This window comes from Kitasatospora sp. NPDC005751 (assembly GCF_040630835.1).
In the GTDB taxonomy this organism is placed as follows: Bacteria; Actinomycetota; Actinomycetes; order Streptomycetales; family Streptomycetaceae; genus Kitasatospora.
The window spans coordinates 276,154-295,020 of sequence record NZ_JBEXYC010000002.1; the positions used below are offsets into that span (position 1 = coordinate 276,154).

The 18,867-nt window shown below is 73.6% G+C and carries 15 protein-coding genes and 1 tRNA gene; 7 read left to right on the forward strand and 9 right to left on the reverse strand.

The genetic code is table 11. The features are described 5' to 3' along the window. Positions 1-151: 151 nt before the first annotated feature. Positions 152-949: a histidinol-phosphatase gene (gene hisN / locus ABZ497_RS03900; RefSeq protein WP_329489521.1), complete on the forward strand. Its 798-nt coding sequence runs from the start codon at positions 152-154 to the stop codon at positions 947-949. Positions 950-1,022: 73 nt separating this feature from the next. Here hisN and ABZ497_RS03905 read toward each other — a convergent pair whose 3' ends face one another. Then, the gene (locus ABZ497_RS03905) at positions 1,023-2,501 is read right to left on the reverse strand and encodes a catalase (protein ID WP_352293074.1); all 1,479 of its coding nucleotides are present in this window, start codon (positions 2,499-2,501) and stop codon (positions 1,023-1,025) included. Between the two features lie 107 nt (positions 2,502-2,608). On the opposite strand from ABZ497_RS03905, the gene ABZ497_RS03910 reads away from it, so the two are divergent. Further along, positions 2,609-3,028, forward strand: a complete 420-nt coding sequence (locus tag ABZ497_RS03910; RefSeq protein ID WP_359803239.1) for a Fur family transcriptional regulator — start codon at positions 2,609-2,611, stop codon at positions 3,026-3,028. Positions 3,029-3,035: 7 nt separating this feature from the next. Here ABZ497_RS03910 and ABZ497_RS03915 read toward each other — a convergent pair whose 3' ends face one another. The 3 genes from ABZ497_RS03915 to ABZ497_RS03925 form a co-directional block, all read right to left on the reverse strand. Next, positions 3,036-5,018 (reverse strand): tetratricopeptide repeat protein, encoded by a 1,983-nt coding sequence (locus tag ABZ497_RS03915; RefSeq protein WP_359803241.1) that lies wholly within the window; start codon positions 5,016-5,018, stop codon positions 3,036-3,038. 383 nt (positions 5,019-5,401) lie between these two features. Beyond that, positions 5,402-5,475, reverse strand: a tRNA-Met gene (locus ABZ497_RS03920). 56 nt (positions 5,476-5,531) lie between these two features. Further along, positions 5,532-8,522, reverse strand: coding sequence for a UPF0182 family protein (locus ABZ497_RS03925; protein ID WP_359803242.1), 2,991 nt, complete (start codon positions 8,520-8,522; stop codon positions 5,532-5,534). A gap of 278 nt (positions 8,523-8,800) precedes the next feature. Here ABZ497_RS03925 and ABZ497_RS03930 point away from each other — a divergent pair, with 278 nt between their 5' ends. Continuing rightward, on the forward strand, positions 8,801-9,364 hold the full coding sequence (locus ABZ497_RS03930) for a PPA1309 family protein (RefSeq protein ID WP_329489516.1): 564 nt from the start codon (positions 8,801-8,803) through the stop codon (positions 9,362-9,364). Between the two features lie 62 nt (positions 9,365-9,426). Here the strand turns inward: ABZ497_RS03930 and ABZ497_RS03935 are convergent, their stop codons facing one another. The 4 genes from ABZ497_RS03935 to ABZ497_RS03950 form a co-directional block, all read right to left on the reverse strand. After that, positions 9,427-10,512, reverse strand: a complete 1,086-nt coding sequence (locus ABZ497_RS03935) for a PDZ domain-containing protein (protein ID WP_329489515.1) — start codon at positions 10,510-10,512, stop codon at positions 9,427-9,429. A gap of 42 nt (positions 10,513-10,554) precedes the next feature. Next, positions 10,555-10,743 (reverse strand): hypothetical protein, encoded by a 189-nt coding sequence (locus ABZ497_RS03940; protein WP_329489514.1) that lies wholly within the window; start codon positions 10,741-10,743, stop codon positions 10,555-10,557. Positions 10,744-10,925: 182 nt separating this feature from the next. Continuing rightward, a complete protein-coding gene (locus ABZ497_RS03945; protein WP_329489513.1) occupies positions 10,926-11,366 on the reverse strand; it encodes a molybdenum cofactor biosynthesis protein MoaE in 441 nt (146 codons plus the stop codon). Between the two features lie 144 nt (positions 11,367-11,510). After that, positions 11,511-12,599, reverse strand: coding sequence for an NAD-dependent epimerase/dehydratase family protein (locus ABZ497_RS03950; protein ID WP_329492240.1), 1,089 nt, complete (start codon positions 12,597-12,599; stop codon positions 11,511-11,513). 269 nt (positions 12,600-12,868) lie between these two features. Here ABZ497_RS03950 and ABZ497_RS03955 point away from each other — a divergent pair, with 269 nt between their 5' ends. Then, entirely contained in the window at positions 12,869-14,458 is a 1,590-nt protein-coding gene (locus ABZ497_RS03955) for a zinc-dependent metalloprotease (RefSeq protein WP_359803245.1), read from the forward strand. Beyond that, the gene (locus tag ABZ497_RS03960; RefSeq protein WP_359803246.1) at positions 14,455-15,042 is read left to right on the forward strand and encodes an NUDIX hydrolase; all 588 of its coding nucleotides are present in this window, start codon (positions 14,455-14,457) and stop codon (positions 15,040-15,042) included. Before ABZ497_RS03955 ends, ABZ497_RS03960 begins: the two co-directional genes overlap by 4 nt. Positions 15,043-15,176: 134 nt before the next feature. Here ABZ497_RS03960 and ABZ497_RS03965 read toward each other — a convergent pair whose 3' ends face one another. Further along, entirely contained in the window at positions 15,177-15,746 is a 570-nt protein-coding gene (locus tag ABZ497_RS03965; protein WP_329492238.1) for a M48 family metallopeptidase, read from the reverse strand. 414 nt (positions 15,747-16,160) lie between these two features. On the opposite strand from ABZ497_RS03965, the gene ABZ497_RS03970 reads away from it, so the two are divergent. Together ABZ497_RS03970 and ABZ497_RS03975 are read left to right on the forward strand one after the other, a co-directional pair. Next, entirely contained in the window at positions 16,161-17,246 is a 1,086-nt protein-coding gene (locus ABZ497_RS03970) for a ThiF family adenylyltransferase (RefSeq protein WP_359803248.1), read from the forward strand. A 140-nt stretch (positions 17,247-17,386) separates the two neighbouring features. After that, on the forward strand, positions 17,387-18,778 hold the full coding sequence (locus ABZ497_RS03975) for an AarF/ABC1/UbiB kinase family protein (protein ID WP_359803250.1): 1,392 nt from the start codon (positions 17,387-17,389) through the stop codon (positions 18,776-18,778). The last annotated feature ends 89 nt before the right edge of the window (positions 18,779-18,867 follow it).

Below are 18,867 nucleotides of genomic sequence, written 5' to 3' on the forward strand. Positions count from 1 at the left end.
CACTCGGCTCCGGGGCGGGACCGGTGGTAGCGGGGGCTACGGGAGGGCGGCACCGGTGGGCCACTCGGCTCGGGGCGGGACCGGTGGCTGCTGCCGTCCGCTCCGCGAGCCCGACTGGGCCGATCCGGGTGGGCTCGCTAGGGTTTCGACCATGGCCGATTACCACGACGATCTCCGACTCGCCCACGTCCTCGCCGACTCGGCCGACTCGGTCACCCTGGAGCGCTTCCGCGCCCTCGACCTGAAGGTCGAGACCAAGCCCGACCTCACCCCGGTCAGCGACGCCGACAAGGCCGCCGAGGAGCTGGTGCGTAGCGTGCTCCAGCGCGCCCGCCCGCGCGACGCGGTGCTCGGCGAGGAGTTCGGCCTGCAGGGCACCGGTCCCCGCCGCTGGGTGATCGACCCGATCGACGGCACCAAGAACTACATCCGCGGCGTGCCGGTCTGGGCCACCCTGATCGCGCTGCTGGAGGACGGCCCGGACGGCGTGGAGCGCCCGGTGGTCGGCATCGTCTCCGCCCCCGCGCTGAACCGCCGCTGGTGGGCGGCCAAGGACCTCGGTGCCTTCGCCGGCCGCAGCCTGACCAAGGCCGCCCGGATCCACGTCTCCGGCGTCTCCCGTCTGGAGGACGCCTCGTTCTCCTACTCCTCGCTCTCCGGCTGGGAGGAGCGCGGCCGGCTCGACCCCTTCCTGGACCTCACCCGGGCCTGCTGGCGCACCCGCGCCTACGGGGACTTCTGGTCCTACATGATGGTCGCCGAGGGCGCGGTCGACATCGCCGCCGAACCCGAGCTGTCGCTGTGGGACATGGCCGCGAACGCCGTCATCGTCGAGGAGGCCGGCGGCCGGTTCACCGGTCTGGACGGCGTGCCCGGCCCGGGCGGTGCCGACGCCGTGGCCAGCAACGGCCTGCTGCACGCGGAGGCCCTGCGTCGCCTGAGCGTCTGACCCGGAACGCGCATGGGTGCGGGCCCGGCGACCGGTCATCCGGTCGCCGGGCCCGCGGCTCATCGGGGTACCGCTACCGCTGCTTGCGCAGCTCCCGGACCGCCGTCTCCAGCCGGCGGCCGTAGTCGGCGTCGGCCTGGCGGAAGTTCTCGACCGCCCGCTCGACGATGTCCTCGCGGTCGGCCGAGACCTTGGCGATGAAGCCGGCCAGGTTGGCGATCAGCCGCTGCTTCTCCTCCTCGCCCATCAGCCGGTACAGGTTCCCCGCCTGCACGAAGTCGTCGTCCTCGGCGTGCGAGGGCGCCTCGTGGGTGCCGGTCGCGCCGGTGACCGCCGTCGCGGCCCAGAGCGGGCGGCCGGTCTGCACGGGGCCTCCGAAGCTGTTGGGCTCGTAGTTCTTGCGGCGGCCGTGGCGGCCGTCGTAGAGGTAGCCGTCCCGGCTGTTGGTGCGCGCCTCGGTGGCGTGCGGGCGGTTCACCGGCAGGTGGTCGGCGTTGATGCCGACGCGGTAGCGGTGGGCGTCCGCGTAGGCGAAGAGCCGGCCCTGGAGCATCTTGTCCGGGGACGGGCCGATGCCGGGTACGAAGTGCGACGGCGAGAAGATCGACTGCTCGACCTCGGCGAAGACGTTGTCGGGGTTGCGGTTGAGCTCCAGCTTGCCGAACTCGACCAGCGGGTAGTCGGCGTGCGGCCACACCTTGGTCAGGTCGAAGGGGTTGAAGCGGTAGTGGGCCGCGTCCGCCGCCGGCATGATCTGGACGCTGACCGTCCAGCTCGGGTACTCGCCGCGCTCGATGGACTCGCGCAGGTCGCGCTGGTGGCTGTCCGGGTCCTCGCCCGCGAGCCTGGCCGCCTCCTGCGCCGTCAGGTTCTTGATGCCCTGGTCGGTCTTGAAGTGGTACTTGACCCAGAAGTACTCGCCGGCCTCGTTCTGCCACTGGTAGGTGTGCGAGCCGAAGCCGTCGAGGTGGCGGTAGCTGGCCGGGATGCCGCGGTCGCCGAAGAGCCAGGTCACCTGGTGGGTCGCCTCGGGCGACAGCCCCCAGAAGTCCCAGACGTTGTCCGCCTCCTGCGAGCCGGTGTACGGGTCCCGCTTCTGGGTGTGGATGAAGTCCGGGAACTTGGTGGCGTCCTTGATGAAGAACACCGGGGTGTTGTTGCCGACGAGGTCGTAGTTGCCGTCCTCGGTGTAGAACTTCAGCGCGAAGCCGCGCGGGTCGCGGACGGCGTCGGCGGAGCCGAGGTTGCCGGCCACGGTGGAGAACCGCAGGAAGGTCTCGGTCTCCTTGCCCACCTCGGAGAGGAAGCGGGCCCGGGTGTACGCGGTGACGTCGGCGGTCACCGTGAAGGTGCCGTAGGCCGCCGCGCCGCGGGCGTGCACCACCCGCTCCGGGATCCGCTCCCGGTTGAAGTGCGCCAGCTTCTCGAAGAGTTGCTGGTCCTGGATGAGCGCCGGGCCGCCGACGCCGGCGGTCTCGGTGTTCTGGTTGTCGGCGACGGGGGCACCCGCCTCCGTGGTGAGGGTGGGGCGCAGCTCGTCCTGGGTGCTCATAAGGGGGTGCCTCCGCGTGGTCCGGTCGTGACAACAACTCGATCCTAACTTGGACTTTGTCCAAGTCAATACTGGAACCAAAGTGAGAGCTCACCTATCCTGTACGCATGAGCGACCTGCTGGAACGACTTCGCGGACGTGGGTGGCGACTGACCTCGCAGCGCCGGGTCGTGGCCGAGGTCCTCGACGGGGACCACGTCCACCTCACGGCCGACGAGGTGCACTCGCGCGCCGTGGAGCGCCTGCCCGAGATCAGCCGCGCGACGGTCTACAACACGCTCGGCGAGCTGGTCTGCCTCGGCGAGGTACTGGAGGTCGCCACCGACGGCCGGGCCAAGCGGTACGACCCCAACGCGCACCGGCCGCACCAGCACCTGGTCTGCTCGGGCTGCGGCGCCATCCGCGACGTCCACCCGCAGGGCGACCCGCTGGCCGGCCTCCCGCAGGGCGAGCGGTTCGGCTTCGTCCTCGCCGGGGCCGAGATCACCTACCGGGGCCTCTGTCCGGACTGCGCGGACCGCGGCTGAGCGAGCGCTACGCGCTCAACTCCGCGTGCAGCGCGCCGAGCAGCCGGCCGGCCCGCTCGGCGACCTCGGCGGGGCCGTAGTCGGCCGCCCGCCGGCACCAGTTCTCCGCCTGCACCGGCTCGCCGCGGCGCAGCGCCAGCAGGGCCAGCCGCAGCGCCGCCCGGCCGTGCCCGGCGTCGGCGGCCCGGGTGTACCAGAGCATCGCCTCGGCCTCGCAGTCCTGCCGGGCCAGCAGCAGTCCCAGGTTGAAGGCCGCGCTGCGGCTGCCCGCCCCGGCCGCCCGCCGGTACCAGCTCTCGGCGATCTCCAGCGCCCCGCGCTCGGCGGCCCGCACGCCCATCCGGACCTGCGCCCGGCGGTGGCCGGCGTCGGCCGCTACCGCGTACCAGTGCTCGGCCTCGTCGTCCGCGTCGCCGCGCCGGTCCAGCACCGAGGCCAGCCGGAACGCGCCCTCTGCCGACCCGCCGGCCGCCGCCTGCCGGTAGCGCTCCAGCGCCCCCGCCAGGTTGCCGCGCTGCTCCTGGGCCACCGCCAGCTGGAGGGCCGCCTCGCCGTGGCCCTCGGCGGCGGCGCGCGCGTACCACTCCTGCGCCTGCCGGTGGTCCCCGCGCCCGGCGTGCAGCACGCCCAGGTTGAAGGCGCCGTCCACGCTGCCGGCCTCGGCGGCCTTGGAGAACCAGGGCTCGGCGCCCGACACGTCGCCGCGCTGGAGCAGCACCACGGCCAGCGCGTTGCACGCCTCGCGGTGCCCGGCGTACGCGGCGCGGCGGTACCACTGCTCGGCCTGCTGGTCGCGGCCGGCCCCGGCGCAGAGCAGTCCGAGGTTGAAGGCGCCGTTCTGGTCGCCGGCGTCCAGCGCGCTGCGGTACCAGCGCTCGGCCTCGGCCGCCTCGCCGCGCGAGGCGTGCAGCGCGCCCAGGGCGTTGGCGGCGTTGCCGTCGCCCGCCTCGGCCGCCTCCTGCCACCACTCGGCGGCGGCGGTGAGGTCCCCGGAGTCGCGCAGCAGGAAGCCCAGCGCGCAGGCCGCCCGCGGCTCGCCGTTCTGCGCCGACTGCCGGTACCAGCGGGCCGCCTCGTCCAGCAGGCCGTGGTCGACCCGGGAGCGCTCCTCCAGCAGCACCCCGAGCCGCAGCGCGGCGCGGGCGTGACCGCGGGCGGCGGCGGTGCGGTACCAGGTCTCGGCGGTCTCCTTGTCCCCCGCGGCCTCGCGCATCCGGGCCAGCCGGTAGGCGGCCTCGCGGTGCCCGGCGTCGGCGGAGACCTTGAACCAGCGCTCGGCGCGCACGTCGCGCCGGTGCTCCATCAGGTCGCCCAACGCGTAGGCGCCGAGCGGGTGCCCGTGGTCGGCGGCGAAGTGCAGCCAGTACTCGGCGGCCTCCTCCTCGCCCTGGTCCCGCAGTTGGAGCCCGAGCGCGTGCGCGGCGGGCGCGCTGCCGGCCACCGCGGCCTGACGCCACCACTGGGCCGCCTCCGAGCGGTGCCCCTGCTGGTGCAGCAGCACGCCGAGGTTGTTGGCGGCCGAGCGCAGCCCGGCCGCGGCGGCGCCGCGCAGGTACGGCTCGGCGTCCTCCAGGTCCCCGCGGCGCAGCAGCAGGGTGCCGAGCCGGCCGGCGGCGTCCGCGTCCCCGTCGTCGGCGGCCTGGCGGTGCCGGGCCTCCAGGGCGGCCTGCTCCCGGGCGGCCAGTGCGGTCTCGAAGCTGGCGGAGTCGAATCCGGCCCGCTCGCGCCCCTCCTCGCCGACCTCCTCGTCCTCGGTGGCGGCGCCGTAGGGGCCGATGGCGGCGGTGAACTGGCTGGCGGAGACGTGCACCAGGCTGTCGGGGCCGTAGCCGTCGACCGGCCGGCGGTCCGTCAGTCCGCCGGTGCGCTGGGCGGGCAGGGCGCCGGGCCGGTCCTCGGAGTTCTCGGAGCTATCGGCCCAGCCCTCGGTGTCCGCCTCGGTGGTCGCCGCGGACTTGGCTCCTGGCCCGTTCTTGCCGATCAGCCTCATGCCGACTCCCGCTCCCCCAGAGTGTCGCGGCATCCTCCCCCGGCCCGCGGCCGGACGGACCCGCTGCCGGCCTCCGGCCGAAGGGGTCCCCATGGGGCGCGCTGGAGCCGACGGCCGGTCAACAGCCGCGCAACGTCCCCCATGTGTCCCATCGTCGCATCACCCGCAACCCGCGTACACCTGCCCCGGCCGAATTCGGCGGCGCGGAACCGAAGCCGACGAAATTGCTTCGGCGCTTTGTCGATTTCCCGACACTCGGGTCCCACAAACCCCGATGCCGGCGTCGTTGGCGACGATCGATCCTACCGGAGGGGCCCACACCACCCTCGGCGGGAAACGCGAGAGGCCCGGAGGATGATCCTCCGGGCCTCTCGGCTACTGAGTAGCGGGGACAGGATTTGAACCTGCGACCTCTGGGTTATGAGCCCAGCGAGCTACCGAGCTGCTCCACCCCGCGTCGGTAGTGAAACCATAGCACGGTCGCGGGGTGGAACAGGAATCGGTTCTCCCAGCTCAGGGGCTCGCGCCCGCCGAGGGGCTCGGCGAGGCCCCGGCCGGCGCGGTGGCCGAAGGCGTGGCGGCGGGGGTGCCGCCGGCCTTCTGCTGCGCCGCCTGGGCCGCCTTGATCGCGTCGCCGAGCGCCTTCTGGGCCTGGCCGTAGGCCGCCCAGTCACCGCTCTTGAACGCGTTCTGGCTGTCGTTGTACGCCTTCTCGACGTCCGCCCAGGCCTTCTGCAGCTCCGGGGTGGTGGCCCCGCCGGTGCCCGGGGTGGCCGGCGCCGTCGGGGTGGGCGTCGGGGTGCTCGGGGTCCCCGGGGTGGTCGGCGCGGTCGGCGTGGTCGCCGGGGCGGCACCCGCGAAGACCTTCTTCAGCGCCTCCTCCAGGGTGTTCTCGAACGCCACGTTGTCGTTGCCGTACACCGCGAGCACCTTCTGCAGCGTCGGGTACTTGGCACCGCGCCCGCGCACGTACACCGGCTCGACGTTGAGCAGGCCCCCGCCGACCGGCAGGGTCAGCAGGTTGCCGTACTCCAGCTCGGAGTCACCGCCGCTCTTCAGCAGGGTGATCTGCTGGGCCACTTCCTGGCGGGAGTTGAACTGCGACTGCACCAGGTTGGGCCCGAGGGTCTTGCTGTCCCCCGGCACCTTGAGCAGCCTGATCTTCCCGTAGTCCGGCCCCGGGTCGGCACTGACCGCCATGAAGGCCGCCAGGTTCTCCCGGCCGCTCGGCACGAAGGTGCTGGTCAGCGAGAAGCTGGCGGAGGTGACCGCCGGGTCCGGCATCCGCACCGTCAGGTAGTACGGCGGCTGCGGCTGCTTGGTGTCGCTGGTCGGGTCGACTGGGATCTGCCAGATGTCGCTGCCGTTGAAGAACGAGTTGGCGTCCGTCACGTGGTACTGGCCGAGCAGGTCGCGCTGCACCTTGAACATGTCCTGCGGGTAGCGCAGGTGCGGCATCAGCGTGCCCGGGATGTCGGCCTTGGCCTTGACGGTGTCCGGGAACGCCTTCATCCAGGTCTTGAGCACCGGGTCGTTCTCGTCCCACTGGTAGAGCGTCACCTCACCGGTGTACGCGTCCACGGTGGCCTTGACCGAGTTGCGGATGTAGTTGACCTGGTTGGCGGCGGTCAGCAGCTCGCCGCGCTGGTTGGTCAGCGAGTCCTTGGTGGCCGTGCCCAGCGTCGTCTTGGAGGAGAACGGGTAGCCGTCGGAGGTGGTGTAGCCGTCCAGCACCCAGACCACCCGCCCGGGCCGGCCGTCCGGGCCGGGCTGCACGACCGGGTACGGGTCGGCGTCGATCGACAGCCACGGCGCGACCTTCTCCACCCGCTCCTTGGGCGTCCGGTCGTAGATGACCTTCGCGCCGTCGGTGATCGCCCCCGCGTAGAGGATCTGCGGCTCGGCGAACTTCACCGCGTACGCGGCCCGGGTGATCGGGTTGTCCAGCGAGACACCGCTGCCGCCGGTGTACTGGTACTGCTTGTTCTCACCGGAGTCGGTGGTGTAGTCGATCTCCTGGTTGGCACCGCCGACGATCGAGTACGTGCCGGTCTTCTCGCCGTAGTAGACCCGCTGCTGGTAGTCGCCCAGCGAACCGGTGGCCGGCAGGCCCGACTCGGTGAAGACCGGCTGGCCCTTGTCGTTGACCTGGTTGCCCTTGGCCACCACCGCGCCGTAGCCGTGGGTGTACTTGAAGTGGTCGTTGATCCAGTTGCGCTGCACGCCGTTGAGGTCCAGCTCACGCAGGCCGATCACGGTGTCCTGGGCGGTCTCGCCCTTGCCGTAGCGGTCCACGTCCAGCGTGGACGGGAAGGCGTAGTACGAGCGCTGCTGCTCGATCGACTGGAAGGTCGGCGAGACCACGTTCGGGTCCAGCAGCCGGATGTCCGCGATGGTCTGCGCGTCGGGCTTGAGCGCCTCGGCCGTGGTCGAACCCTGCGGGGTGTACTGGGTGGTCTGGCTGTCCGCGATCCCGTACGCCTGCCGCGTCGCGTCGATGTTCTTCTGGATGTACGGCGTCTCCTTGGCCTGCTCGTTCGGCTTGACCTGGAACTGCTGCACGATCGCCGGGTACACCCCGCCGATCAGCACCGCCGAGAGCACCATCAGCCCGAGGCCGATCAGGGCCGGTGCCCAGGTGCGGCGGATCGGGGTCAGGAAGAACAGCACCGCGCAGATGATCGCGACGAAGAACAGGATGGTCTTGGCCGGCAGGAACGCGTTGGCGTCCACGTAGCGCAGGCCGGTCCAGCCGGTGACGCTCTTGTACGAGCCGGTCTTCACCGCCAGCGCGTACCGGTCCAGCCAGTACGCCACCGCCTTCAGCAGCACGAACACGCCGAGCAGCACCGCGAGGTGGCCCTGCGCGCCGGCACTGGCCCGGCGGCCCGGGCCCTGCAGCCGCAGGCCCCCGTACAGGTAGTGCACCAGCGCCGAGGTCAGCAGCGAGACGATCACCGCGCTGAACGCGAAGCCGAGCAGGAACTCGTAGAACGGCAGCTCGAAGGCGTAGAACGAGACGTCCATGCCGAACTGCTGGTCCTTGACGCCGAAGGACGTCCCGTTGGTCCACAGCAGCCAGGTCCGCCACTGGCCCGAGGCGGCGGCGCCGGCCACCAGGCCGATCACCAGCGAGATCCCGATCAGCGCCCAGCGCTTGAACGGCGCCAGGCCGGCCCGGTAGCGGTCCAGGCTCTGCTGCTCCACCGACATCGCCGACAGCGGCGGCCGGAGCCGGTGCGCCAGCCAGATGTTGGCGCCCACGACCAGCGCCATCAACAGGCCGAAGACGGCGAACAGGCCGACCTTCGTCCAGAGCTGGGTGGTGAACACCGAGGAGTAGTGGACCGACTTGAACCAGAGCCAGTCCGTCCAGAACCCGGCGAACATGACGAACAGCAGGAAGAGCACCGCGAGTACGCCCAGGGTCAGCAGGAGTACCCGCGCCCGCCGGGAGGGCGGGCCTACCCTGCGCCGGAATCCCGGCCCTGAGCGTTCCGGCATCTGGAATACCACGGGGCACCTCAGCTGTGTCGTCTGGAATCGAGCGGTCGTCAGTGCAACTTAACCAGGCTTTAGCCGAGTTCCCACCGTTAGCAGACGGTTACTCCGGCGTTCCCCGGCCGCAGCCGTCCGGCCGTCCGGCCACCGGACGCGCCACCGGGCTCCGCCGCGGTCCGGGCCACCCCCGGGCGGCCCCGCGGCTGCGCCCCGTAGGCGCCGCGCCCGCCCCGCCGGACCTGTGGCACCGCCCGGACCGCCCGGCGTGTGAGGATTGAGGCATGTCCGATGTCTCCAATTCCCCCGACGACGTCTCCAAGCTCCCGGCCGCGACCCCGCTGACCCGGGCCGCGCTGGAGATCGACGAGTACGCCGCCACCCTCGGCTGGGACCTCCCGGCCCGGCTGTTCGCCCTGGTGGACAGCGCGGCCCTGCTCAAGGCCGATCCCGGGATCGCCAAGAAGCTCGGCCTCTCCGACAGCCCGGAGGCCGGCCTCACCCCGATCGAGCAGGACGAACTGCCCGAAGGCATGGAGCTGGACAAGTTCCTGGGCACCATCGCCTGGCCCGACGCGGTGGTCGGCTGCGCCCTGGTGGTCGAGCGGCTGATGCTGCCGCCGGGCGCCGAGCAGTCCCGCCCGCGCAACGCCAGCGACGCCCAGCTCGCCGACTGGGTGGCCAACCACCCCAACCGCGAGGAAGTGCGGATCACCGCCGCCGTGCTGCGCGACGGCAAGCGGGAGATCGCCCTGCGGCTGCGCTCCAAGGACGTCGCCCGCGAGGTGCTGACCGGCCCCGACCTCGTCCCCGGCCTGACCGCGGCGCTGCTCGCCACCTTCTCCTAGGCCACGACCGGTACGCCGCGGGCCCCGGACGGGATCGTCCGGGGCCCGCGGCGTCCGGCCGGTCAGCCGGTGGCGCAGGAGGGCAGCGCGGCGGTCTGCCCGCTGCGCACCTGCTCCAGCGACTTCAGCGCGCCGTCCAGCGTCTCGGTCCTGATCAGGGTCAGTCCGGACGGGGTGTTCTTGCCGGCCTCGGCGCAGTTGGCGGCCGGGGTGAAGAAGTACTGGGCGCCGGCGTCCCGGGCCGCGATCAGCTTCATCGATATCCCGCCGATCGGCCCGACGCCGCCGGCGTCGTCGATGGTGCCCGTCCCCGCGACGAACTTGCCGCCGGTGAGGTCCTCCGGCGTCAGCTTGTCGATGATGCCCAGCGAGAACATCAGGCCCGCGCTCGGCCCGCCGACGTCCTGGAGGCCGATGTCGATCTGGAACGGGTAGGTGTGCCGCACGCCGGGCCGGATGCCGACCATGGCGGCGCCGGTGTCGGGGGACTTCACGGTCGGGACGGCGATGTCGGTCCGGGCCGCCGCCGGGTCCGCCTTGCTCGCGTCCTTGACCATCGGCACCACGGTGAAGACGGCCGTCTCGCCGGGCTGGTGCTTGGTGACGGCCTTCGCCACGCTGTCCGCGTCGGTGACCGGGGCGCCGTCGACCGCGATGATCCGGTCCCCGGCGTGCAGCTTGCCCTCGGCCGGGGCCCCGGCCGTGACCGACTGGACGATCAGCTCGTTACCGACCGGGATGCCGAGCTGGGTCAGCGCCGCCGTCCGCGCGTGGTCCTCGGAGAGCGCGAACTCCTCGGCGTTCTGCCGCTTGGCGTCGGCGTCCGTCTGGCCCTTCGGGTAGACGTTGTCGTGCGGTACCACCAGCACGTCGTCCCGGAGCCACCCGACCACCGCGTTGACCAGGCTGGGCTCGTACTTGGCACCGGTGACCTGGACGGTGGTCATGTTGAGGTGGCCGCTCACCGGGTAGGACTCGTGGCCGGTGACGGTGATCACCGGCGTGCCCGTCTTCTCCTGCACCCCGAGCGTGTTGTACGTCGGCCCCGGGCTCATCTCCGTGTACGGCACCTTCATCATCACCGACGCGCAGAGCAGCGCTATGAGCAGCAGGGTGGCGGCGAGCATCGTCGCAGAGCGGCGTGGCATGCCTCGACAGTACGGGACGCGCCCGACGCCACGCCCGCCGGGCTACCGGCCGGGGTCCTCGCCCGGGCCGGGGGCGGCGGTGGTGCGTTCCATGGCGGCCATGAAGCGCCGGTGCTCGGCGAGGGAGGCGGGGTCACCGGTGGCTCTGGGGGACCGCTGGGCCCAGCCCGCCCACACGGCGGCGAACAGTGCGGCGATGACAGGAATGATCAACCAGGCGAGCGCAGCCATATCAGTACTCCCAGCTCGTCGTGTCTATGAGCAGACTAACCACCCCGCCGGAGAACGCGGGTGGCGCCGTCCGGGTTACGGCACGGCCGATCGGCTCACTGCCAGGGAGTATCCGGGGCGCCGGCCCGGACCCGTTCGGGTGAAGGCCCGGCGCGCCTGCGCGTCGGCGGTGTCCGGGTGGGTCAGCAGCCGCCGGCGCCGACCCACTCCTCCTCGCCGTCGGAGAACACCTGGTGCTTCCAGATCGGCACCTCGTGTTTGAGGTCGTCGATCAGCCGGCGGGCGGCGGCGAACGCCTCGCCCCGGTGGGCGCAGGAGACGGCGACGATCACGGCCTTGTCGGTGATCTCCAGCCGGCCGATCCGGTGCACCGCGGCGAGCGCCCGGACCGGGAACTCCGCGACGACCTTCTCGGCGATCCGGCGCATCTCCTGCTCGGCCGAGGGGTGGCAGCTGTACTCCAGCGCGGCGACCGACTTCCCGCCGTCGTGGTCCCGGACCGTCCCGACGAAGACGGTCGTACCGCCGGCGGCGTCGTCGCCGACCGCCTCGTAGACCTCGTCGAGCGAGAGGGGGGTGTCGCGGACGGCGAGCAGGCGGATGGGGTCGTGGTTGTCGGCCATACCCCCATGATTCCCCATCGCGGGCGACTTCGGGCAAGGGGGTTCCGTATCACGATTGGGAAATTTCGCATCGTGAGAATCGAGGCACGCCGACCGCGGTGGGCACCGGTGCGGCGGGCCCCGCCCGCCGCGGCCGTCGAAGGGTCAGAAGCGGCGCCGCTTGCGCGCCCGCCGGACCAGCGCGGCCGTACCGACCAGCGCAACCGTCGCCCCGGCCGCGCCCAGGCTGGTGGCGGCCTCCTTGCCGCCGAGCCGCCGCCCGGCCACCGCGTGCTTCCCGGAGACCTGCGCCAGCAGCTCCGCCAGCACCTGCTCGTTGGTGTAGGTCGGACGCCAGCCCGCCTCGTGCAGCCGGCTGCCGGACACCACCCAGGGGTACATCGTGTACGCGAGGTCCCCGGCCGGGGCCGGGGTCAGCCCGAGCCGGTGCAACCGGGCCGCGGTGCCCAGCGCGAGCGAGGCCGGCAGCTCCATCCGCCGGATGCCCGACAGCCGCTCCACGTCCTCCTGCTCCAGCCAGCCGTCGCAGCCGACCGTGACCTCGCCCTCGACCAGCCCGAGCGCCGCGTACTCCAGCGCCGCCGCCAGGTCGTCCACGTGGCAGAACTGCCAGCACGGCCGGGAGCCCGCCACCACCAGCAGCCGGGGCGCCTCGAAGTGCCGGGTCAGCACGGTGTCGACGCCGGGCCCGACCACCACGGCCGGACGCAGCACGGTCACCTGCAGCCCCGGGTGGGCCCGCGGGGCCCGCCGGGCCAGCCGCTCGATCTCCAGCAGGTCGCCGACCAGCGAGGCCTCCTCGGTGGCCCGCAGCTCGGAGTCCTCGGCCAGCGGCACCTCGTTGTCGGCGAGCGCGCCGTAGACCATCGCGGAGGTGCACAGCACCACCCGGTGCACCCCGGCCGCCGCGGCGGCGGTCAGCACGGTCTGCGCGCCGCGCACGTTGTAGGCGCTGCGGGCGCGCGGATCGGACTCCATCCCGAGGTCCATCGCCAGGTGGACGACCACGTCCACACCGGCCAGCCGCTCGGCCACCGCCGGGTCGCGGACGTCCAGGACGCGCCACTGCACGCCCGGCACCTCGCCCCGCCGGTCGTCGACGGCGAGCACCTTCCTCACCCCCGGCGAGGCGACCAGGCGGGCGGCGACGCGTTCGCCGAGCACACCGGCGGCGCCGGTGACGGCCACGGTCAGTGGCCTTCCGCCGTAGGCTGGAGGCGGCGACGCCGTGATGTCCGGGGCGTCCTCTCCTCCGGTCAGCCCAGAGCGAACGTCCGAAGGCGGGGAACTCACCGGCCATCCTCCACGGTTAGCTTATGTGCGTACGTGCGTGTGTCACGTACGTCCATCCTGCCCGAGGCGAAGGCCCGGCGGTGCACCCGGCGCGGACCAGCCGTGCGGGAGCCGCCCACCGAACGCGAGTCCCCCACTCCGCGGACCGTCCCGGGCGGGCCGAAATTCCGCCACCACCCCGCATGACGGCCGACCGGATCGAGGACCCCGTGAGCGACCTTCCCTTCGGATTCGGCGTTCCGCCAGAGGAGCCCGAGGACGGCAAGCCCGAGAACGGCAAGGGCAAGCCCGGCGACGAGCAGAAGAAGAAGGACCAGGGCGGCGAGCAGGGCGGCCCCCAGCCGTTCGGCTTCGGCGGGAACCCCTTCGGCGCGCTCTTCGGCATGGGGATGCCCGGCGCTCCCGGCGCTCCCGGCACCCCGAGCGGGCCCGGCGGGGGCGACAACCCCTTCGCCGCGATGTTCGGCGGCCTCAACCCCAACGACCTCGGCGCCGCCTTCCAGCAGCTCGGCCAGATGCTCTCGTTCGAGGGCGGCCCGGTGAACTGGGACCTCGCCAAGGACATCGCCCGCCAGACCGTCGTCGCCGAGCCCGTCGAGGGCAAGTCCAAGGACCGGTCGGTCGGCGCCTCCGAGCGCTCCGCCGTCGCCGAGGCCGTCCGGCTCGCCGACCTCTGGCTGGACGGCGCCACCGAGTTCCCCTCCGGGGCCGGCACCGCCGTCGCCTGGAGCCGGGCCGAGTGGATCGAAGCCACCCTGCCGGTCTGGAAGGACCTCGTGGACCCGGTCGCCGAGCGGGTGGGCACGGCCATGGGCGGCGTCCTGCCCGAGGAGATGCAGGCCATGGCGGGCCCGCTGATGGGCATGATGCGCTCGATGGGCGGCGCCATGTTCGGCAGCCAGATCGGCCAGGCGCTCGGCGCGCTCGCCGCCGAGGTGGTCGGCTCGACCGACGTCGGCCTGCCGCTGGCCCCCGCCGGGAAGGCCGCGCTGCTGCCGCAGAACATCGCCGAGTTCGGCGAGGGCCTGAACGTGCCCGCCGACGAGGTCCGGCTCTACCTCGCCCTGCGCGAGGCCGCCCACCAGCGCCTCTTCGCCCACGTGCCGTGGCTGCGCGCCCACCTGTTCGGCGCCGTCGAGGCCTATGCGCGCGGCATCAAGGTCGACACCTCCCGGATGGAGGAGCTCGCCGGCCAGCTCGACCCGAGCAACCCCGAGGCGCTCCAGGAGGCCCTGGCCGGCGGACTGCTCCAGCCCGAGGACACCCCCGAGCAGAAGGCCGCGCTCGCCCGTCTGGAGACGGCGCTCGCGCTGGTCGAGGGCTGGGTCGACGCCGTGGTGCACACCGCCGCCGAACCGCACCTGCCGCAGGCCGGCGCGCTGCGCGAGACCGTCCGCCGCCGCCGTGCGGCCGGCGGACCCGCCGAGCAGACCTTCGCCACCCTGGTCGGCCTGGAGCTGCGCCCGCGCCGGCTGCGCGACGCCGCCCGGCTCTGGGCGCTGCTCGCCGACGCCCGGGGCATCGAGGGCCGCGACGACCTCTGGCAGCACCCCGACATGCTCCCCACCGCCGCCGACCTGGACGACCCGGACGCCTTCGTGCACCGGGACACCGCCGGCGACACCGAGGGCGGCCTGGACTTCGACGCGATCGACAAGCTGCTCGGCGAGGCCGCCGCGGGCGGGCCGTCGAAGTCCTCGGAGCCCTCGGAGCCCTCGAAGCCTTCGGAGTCCGCCAGGCCCGACCTGGAGAAGAAGAAGGACGACGGCGAGGACGGGAAGGGCGAGCCGACCGCATGACGCTCACCGAGACGGGCGCGTCCGCCCTGCACGCGGACGCGGTCCGCACCCTGAGCAGCTGGCGTCCGGCCGGCCCGGACCAGGAGCGGCTGCGCCTCGACTACCTGGACCACCTGGCCGAGCAGCCCGAGGGCCTGTTCCGCTCCTGCCTGCCCGCTCACATCACCGCCAGCGCGGCCGTGGTGGACCCGGCCGCCGGGCGGGTGCTGCTGACCCTGCACCCCAAGGTCGGCCTCTGGCTGCAGATGGGCGGCCACTGCGAGCCGGGCGACCGCGACCTGGCCTCCGCCGCGCTGCGCGAGGCCACCGAGGAGTCGGGCATCCCGGACCTCGTGCTGCTGGCCGCCGACGGCGTACCGGTACCGGCCAAGCTCGACCGGCACCAGGTCCGCTGCACCGGCAAGGACCGGCCGGAGAACACCCATCTGGACGTCCAGTACATCGCGGTGGCCCCGCCCGGCGCCGAGGCGCTGATCAGCGAGGAGTCGCTGGACCTGCGCTGGTTCGGCTTCGACGAGCTGCCCGAGCTGACCGACCACTCGGTGCGCGACCTGGTGGCGCGCGCCCGGCAGCTCACCGGCTGAGGCGCGACAGACCTGAGGGGCGCGGGCCACAGGGGCCCGCGCCCCTCTGTCGTGCGTCCGTCCGCCGCTGACCCGCGCCCGTCCGCCCCGCGTCGCCCGCCGCCCGCGCCCGCCACGGGGGTGCGGCGCTCCGGTCAGCCGCAGGATCCGGCCGGCTCGGCCTCCGGCGGACCCGCGTGCCGGGCGCCCGGGATGTGCGGCAGCCGGGCCGCCGAGGCGACGCCCTCCAGATAGCCGCGGGCCCGCTCCGTCCGCGGGTACGCCTCCAGCAGGGCCCAGAACGAGGCGCCGTGGTCCGGCACCAGCAGGTGGGCGAGCTCGTGCAGCAGCACGTAGTCGACGACGTACTCCGGCATGCCCTGCAGCCGGTGCGAGAGCCGGATGGTCCGCTCGCTGGGGGTGCAGGAACCCCAGCGCGAGTTCTGGTTGGTGACCCAGCGGACCTGGACCGGCTGGGCGCGGTTGCCCAGGTAGGCGGCGGACAGCTCGCGCGCCCGGACCGCCAGCGCGTCGTCGCCGAGCACCCGGCGGCTCTCCTGGGCGGCCAGCTTCTCCAGCATCTGCGCGACCCAGCGCTGTTCCTCGGCGTGCGACATCCGGGCCGGGATCAGCACGACCGTGCGGTCGCCCTCACGGTAGGCCGAGACGGTGCGGCTGCGCCGGGCACTGCGGCGGACCTCCACCCGGGAGCGGTCGAAGGGCAGCTCGACGTGTTTGTCCGACGGCGCGGGGGGCTGCGCGGGCGCCGATCCGGGCTGTTGGTCCGGGCGCCCGCGCGTGCTCGGCGTCGCGACCTGGGACCCGGAGGCTGCACGGGCACGCCGACGCGACGCCGGGGGATGGGAGTCCCGTTCGGCTGCCATGGCACACGACGTTACCCGGTACCACTGACAGAAGTCCGCTGCCATGGCCGAAATCTTTCGTGGAGTGATCGGGAACGAAAGGCCGACGGCGGGTGTCCGGAATGCGACCCCGTACCGGCCGGCAGGTTATCCACAGGGCATGCGAACGGATCATTCGATCATGTGCTCGTGCCTGTGGACAACGCCGGGCACGGATCCGCGCCGATCGGGCAGGCTGGCCCCGGCCGTCCGGAAACGATCGGAAGGAAATCCACCGTGCGCCTCCTGCTGAAGCCCGCCCTCTCCCGCAGCTGGCGGGACTCCGAGACCCTGCAGTTCGGCACCGTCCGCCGGTACGCCGGAGTGGTCGAACGCGCGGACCGGGCCCGCTGCGACTTCCTCGGCCTGCTCGACGGGACGCGGGACCGGCCCGCGCTGCTGGCCGCCGGTGAGCGGGCCGGCCTCGGGCGCGAGCCGACCGGCGCGCTGCTGGACGAGCTGGAGCGGACCGGGCTGCTCGACGACGCCGAGGCGGCGGGCCGTGCGCTGGCCCGCTTCCCGCAGCCGCACCGGGAGCTGCTCGGCCCGGACCTCGCTTCGCTCTCCCTGGTGCACTCCGCCCCCGGCGCCGCCCCCGCCGTCCTCGGCCGCCGGGCCGACCACCGGGTCGAGGTGCGCGGGGCCGGCCGGGTCGGCGCCGCGATCGCCGCCGTCCTGGCGGCCGCCGGTACGGGGGCGGTCACCGTCACCGACACCGGCCGGGTGCGGCCCGCGGACTGCTCCCCCGCCGGCCTGCCGCCCGGCGAGGTCGGGCGGCTGCGGTCCACCGCGGCCCGCGACGCCGTCCGGCGGGCCTCGGCCCGCCGCACGGCTCCGGGCACCCGCCGCCCGTCGGCGCGGGACCTCGACCTGGTGGTGCTGGCTCCGAGGGACGGCAGCGGTGCCTTCGCCGGCGGCGCGGCCGAGGCCAGGGAGCTGCTGCGGGCCGGGGTGCCGCACCTGTACGTCGGGGTGGTGGAGGAGTTCGGCGTGGTCGGCCCGCTCGTCGTGCCCGGTGTCTCGGCCTGCGGCCACTGCCTGGTACTGGCCCGCGAGGACGAGGATCCGGCCTGGCCCCGGATCCTGGCCCAGCTCGCCGACGAGGGCCCCGGCCGGGCCCGCACCCCCGCCTGCGACACCGGCCTGGCGACGGCCGTGGCGGGCCTCGCCGCCCTCCACGCCCAGGTCTACCTGGACGGCGGCCGGCCGCCGAGCCTCGACGGCTGGTGCGAACTCTCGGCCGTCGACGGCATGCCCCGGCGGCTGCGGCTGAAGGGCCACCCCGACTGCGGCTGCCTCTGGCAACCGCAGCCGCCGGGATGACCGCGGCGGGGCGCCGCGGCGACCGCCGCACGACAGGTCGGAAAAGGGGGCCGGGACCGGGGCGGCGAGCGGGCACAATGGCGTAGTGATGGTCGGCCCCCGGTCGTGGGGTGCCGGGGGCGTGTGGATTGGAGGCCCGGGTGAGCGATCTTCCGCGCAAGGCAATGACCCGCACGGCACGGCTCGCAGCCCTGCCGCTGGGAATCGCCGGGCGGGCCACCCTCGGGCTGGGGAAGCGGATCGGCGGGCGCTCCGCCGAGGTGGTGACGGCCGAGCTCCAGCAGGCCACCGCCGACCAGCTCTTCAAGGTCCTGGGCGAGCTCAAGGGCGGGGCGATGAAGTTCGGGCAGGTGCTGTCCGTCTTCGAGGCCGCGCTGCCCGAGGAGGTCGCCGGGCCCTACCGGGCGGCCCTGACCAAACTGCAGGACGCCGCCCCGCCGATGCCCGCCGCCAAGGTCCACACCGCGCTCGCGGAGCGCCTCGGCGAAGGCTGGCGGGAGCTGTTCCGGGAGTTCGACGACCGGCCGGCGGCCGCCGCCTCGATCGGGCAGGTGCACCGGGCCGTCTGGCACGACGGCCGCGAGGTGGCCGTCAAGGTCCAGTACCCGGGCGCGGGCGACGCCCTGCTGGCGGACCTCACGCAGCTGAGCCGGGTGGCCTGGCTGCTCGGCCCGCTCATCCCCGGCCTCGACATCAAGCCGCTGATCACCGAGTTGCGCGAGCGGGTCGCCGAGGAGCTGGACTACGAGCTGGAGGCGCAGGCCCAGCGCCGGCACGCCGAGGAGTTCGCGGGCGACCCGGACATCCAGGTGCCCGGTGTGGTCGCGCAGGCCGACCAGGTGCTGGTCACCGAGTGGATGGACGGCACCCCGCTGGCCGAGGTGATCACCGGCGGCACCCAGGAGGAGCGCGACCGGGCCGGGCACCTGCTGGCCCGGTTCCTGTTCGCCGGCCCGTCCCGGACCGGCCTGCTGCACGCCGACCCGCATCCGGGCAACTTCCGGCTGCTCAAGGACGACGGCCCGGTCGCCGGCTGGCGGCTCGGGGTGCTGGACTTCGGCACCGTCGACCGGCTGCCGGGCGGGCTGCCCGCCCCGATCGGCGCCTCCCTGCGGATGGCCCTGGCGGGCGACGCCGCGGGCGTGCTGGAGATGCTGCGCGAGGAGGGCTTCGTCAAGCCCTCGATCGAGCTGGACCCGGACGCGGTGCTGGACTACCTCGTCCCGATCATCGAGCCGGCGGCGGTGGACACCTTCCACTTCACCCGGGCCTGGATGCGGGCCCAGGCCGCGCGGATCGCCGATCCGCGGTCGCCCGCCTACAACCTGGGCAAGCAGCTCAACCTGCCCCCGGCGTACCTGCTGATCCACCGGGTCACGCTGAGCACCATCGGGGTGCTCTGCCAGCTGGGCGCCAACGCGCCGTTCCGGGCGGAGATGCGACGGTGGCTCCCGGAGTTCGAGGAGCGCCCCGCCACCCCGCCGAAGGCGCGCACCGCCACCAGGGCCACCAAGGCTGTCAAGAAGCCCTGACCGGTCCGGGCAGCAACGGCCGCAGGCCGCCCCCCGGTTCGGGGGGCGGCCTGCGGCACGACGGGGGTGGAACTCTTACGGCCCGGCGC

Excerpts from the sequence above, each read along its gene's own strand:
- hisN (WP_329489521.1), top strand. The coding sequence starts at position 152 with ATGGCCGATTACCACGACGATCTCCGACTCGCCCACGTCCTCGCCGAC.
- ABZ497_RS03905 (WP_352293074.1), bottom strand. The coding sequence starts at position 2,501 with ATGAGCACCCAGGACGAGCTGCGCCCCACCCTCACCACGGAGGCGGGT.
- ABZ497_RS03910 (WP_359803239.1), top strand. The coding sequence starts at position 2,609 with ATGAGCGACCTGCTGGAACGACTTCGCGGACGTGGGTGGCGACTGACC.
- ABZ497_RS03915 (WP_359803241.1), bottom strand. The coding sequence starts at position 5,018 with ATGAGGCTGATCGGCAAGAACGGGCCAGGAGCCAAGTCCGCGGCGACC.
- ABZ497_RS03925 (WP_359803242.1), bottom strand. The coding sequence starts at position 8,522 with ATGCCGGAACGCTCAGGGCCGGGATTCCGGCGCAGGGTAGGCCCGCCC.
- ABZ497_RS03930 (WP_329489516.1), top strand. The coding sequence starts at position 8,801 with ATGTCCGATGTCTCCAATTCCCCCGACGACGTCTCCAAGCTCCCGGCC.
- ABZ497_RS03935 (WP_329489515.1), bottom strand. The coding sequence starts at position 10,512 with ATGCCACGCCGCTCTGCGACGATGCTCGCCGCCACCCTGCTGCTCATA.
- ABZ497_RS03940 (WP_329489514.1), bottom strand. The coding sequence starts at position 10,743 with ATGGCTGCGCTCGCCTGGTTGATCATTCCTGTCATCGCCGCACTGTTC.
- ABZ497_RS03945 (WP_329489513.1), bottom strand. The coding sequence starts at position 11,366 with ATGGCCGACAACCACGACCCCATCCGCCTGCTCGCCGTCCGCGACACC.
- ABZ497_RS03960 (WP_359803246.1), top strand. The coding sequence starts at position 14,455 with ATGACGCTCACCGAGACGGGCGCGTCCGCCCTGCACGCGGACGCGGTC.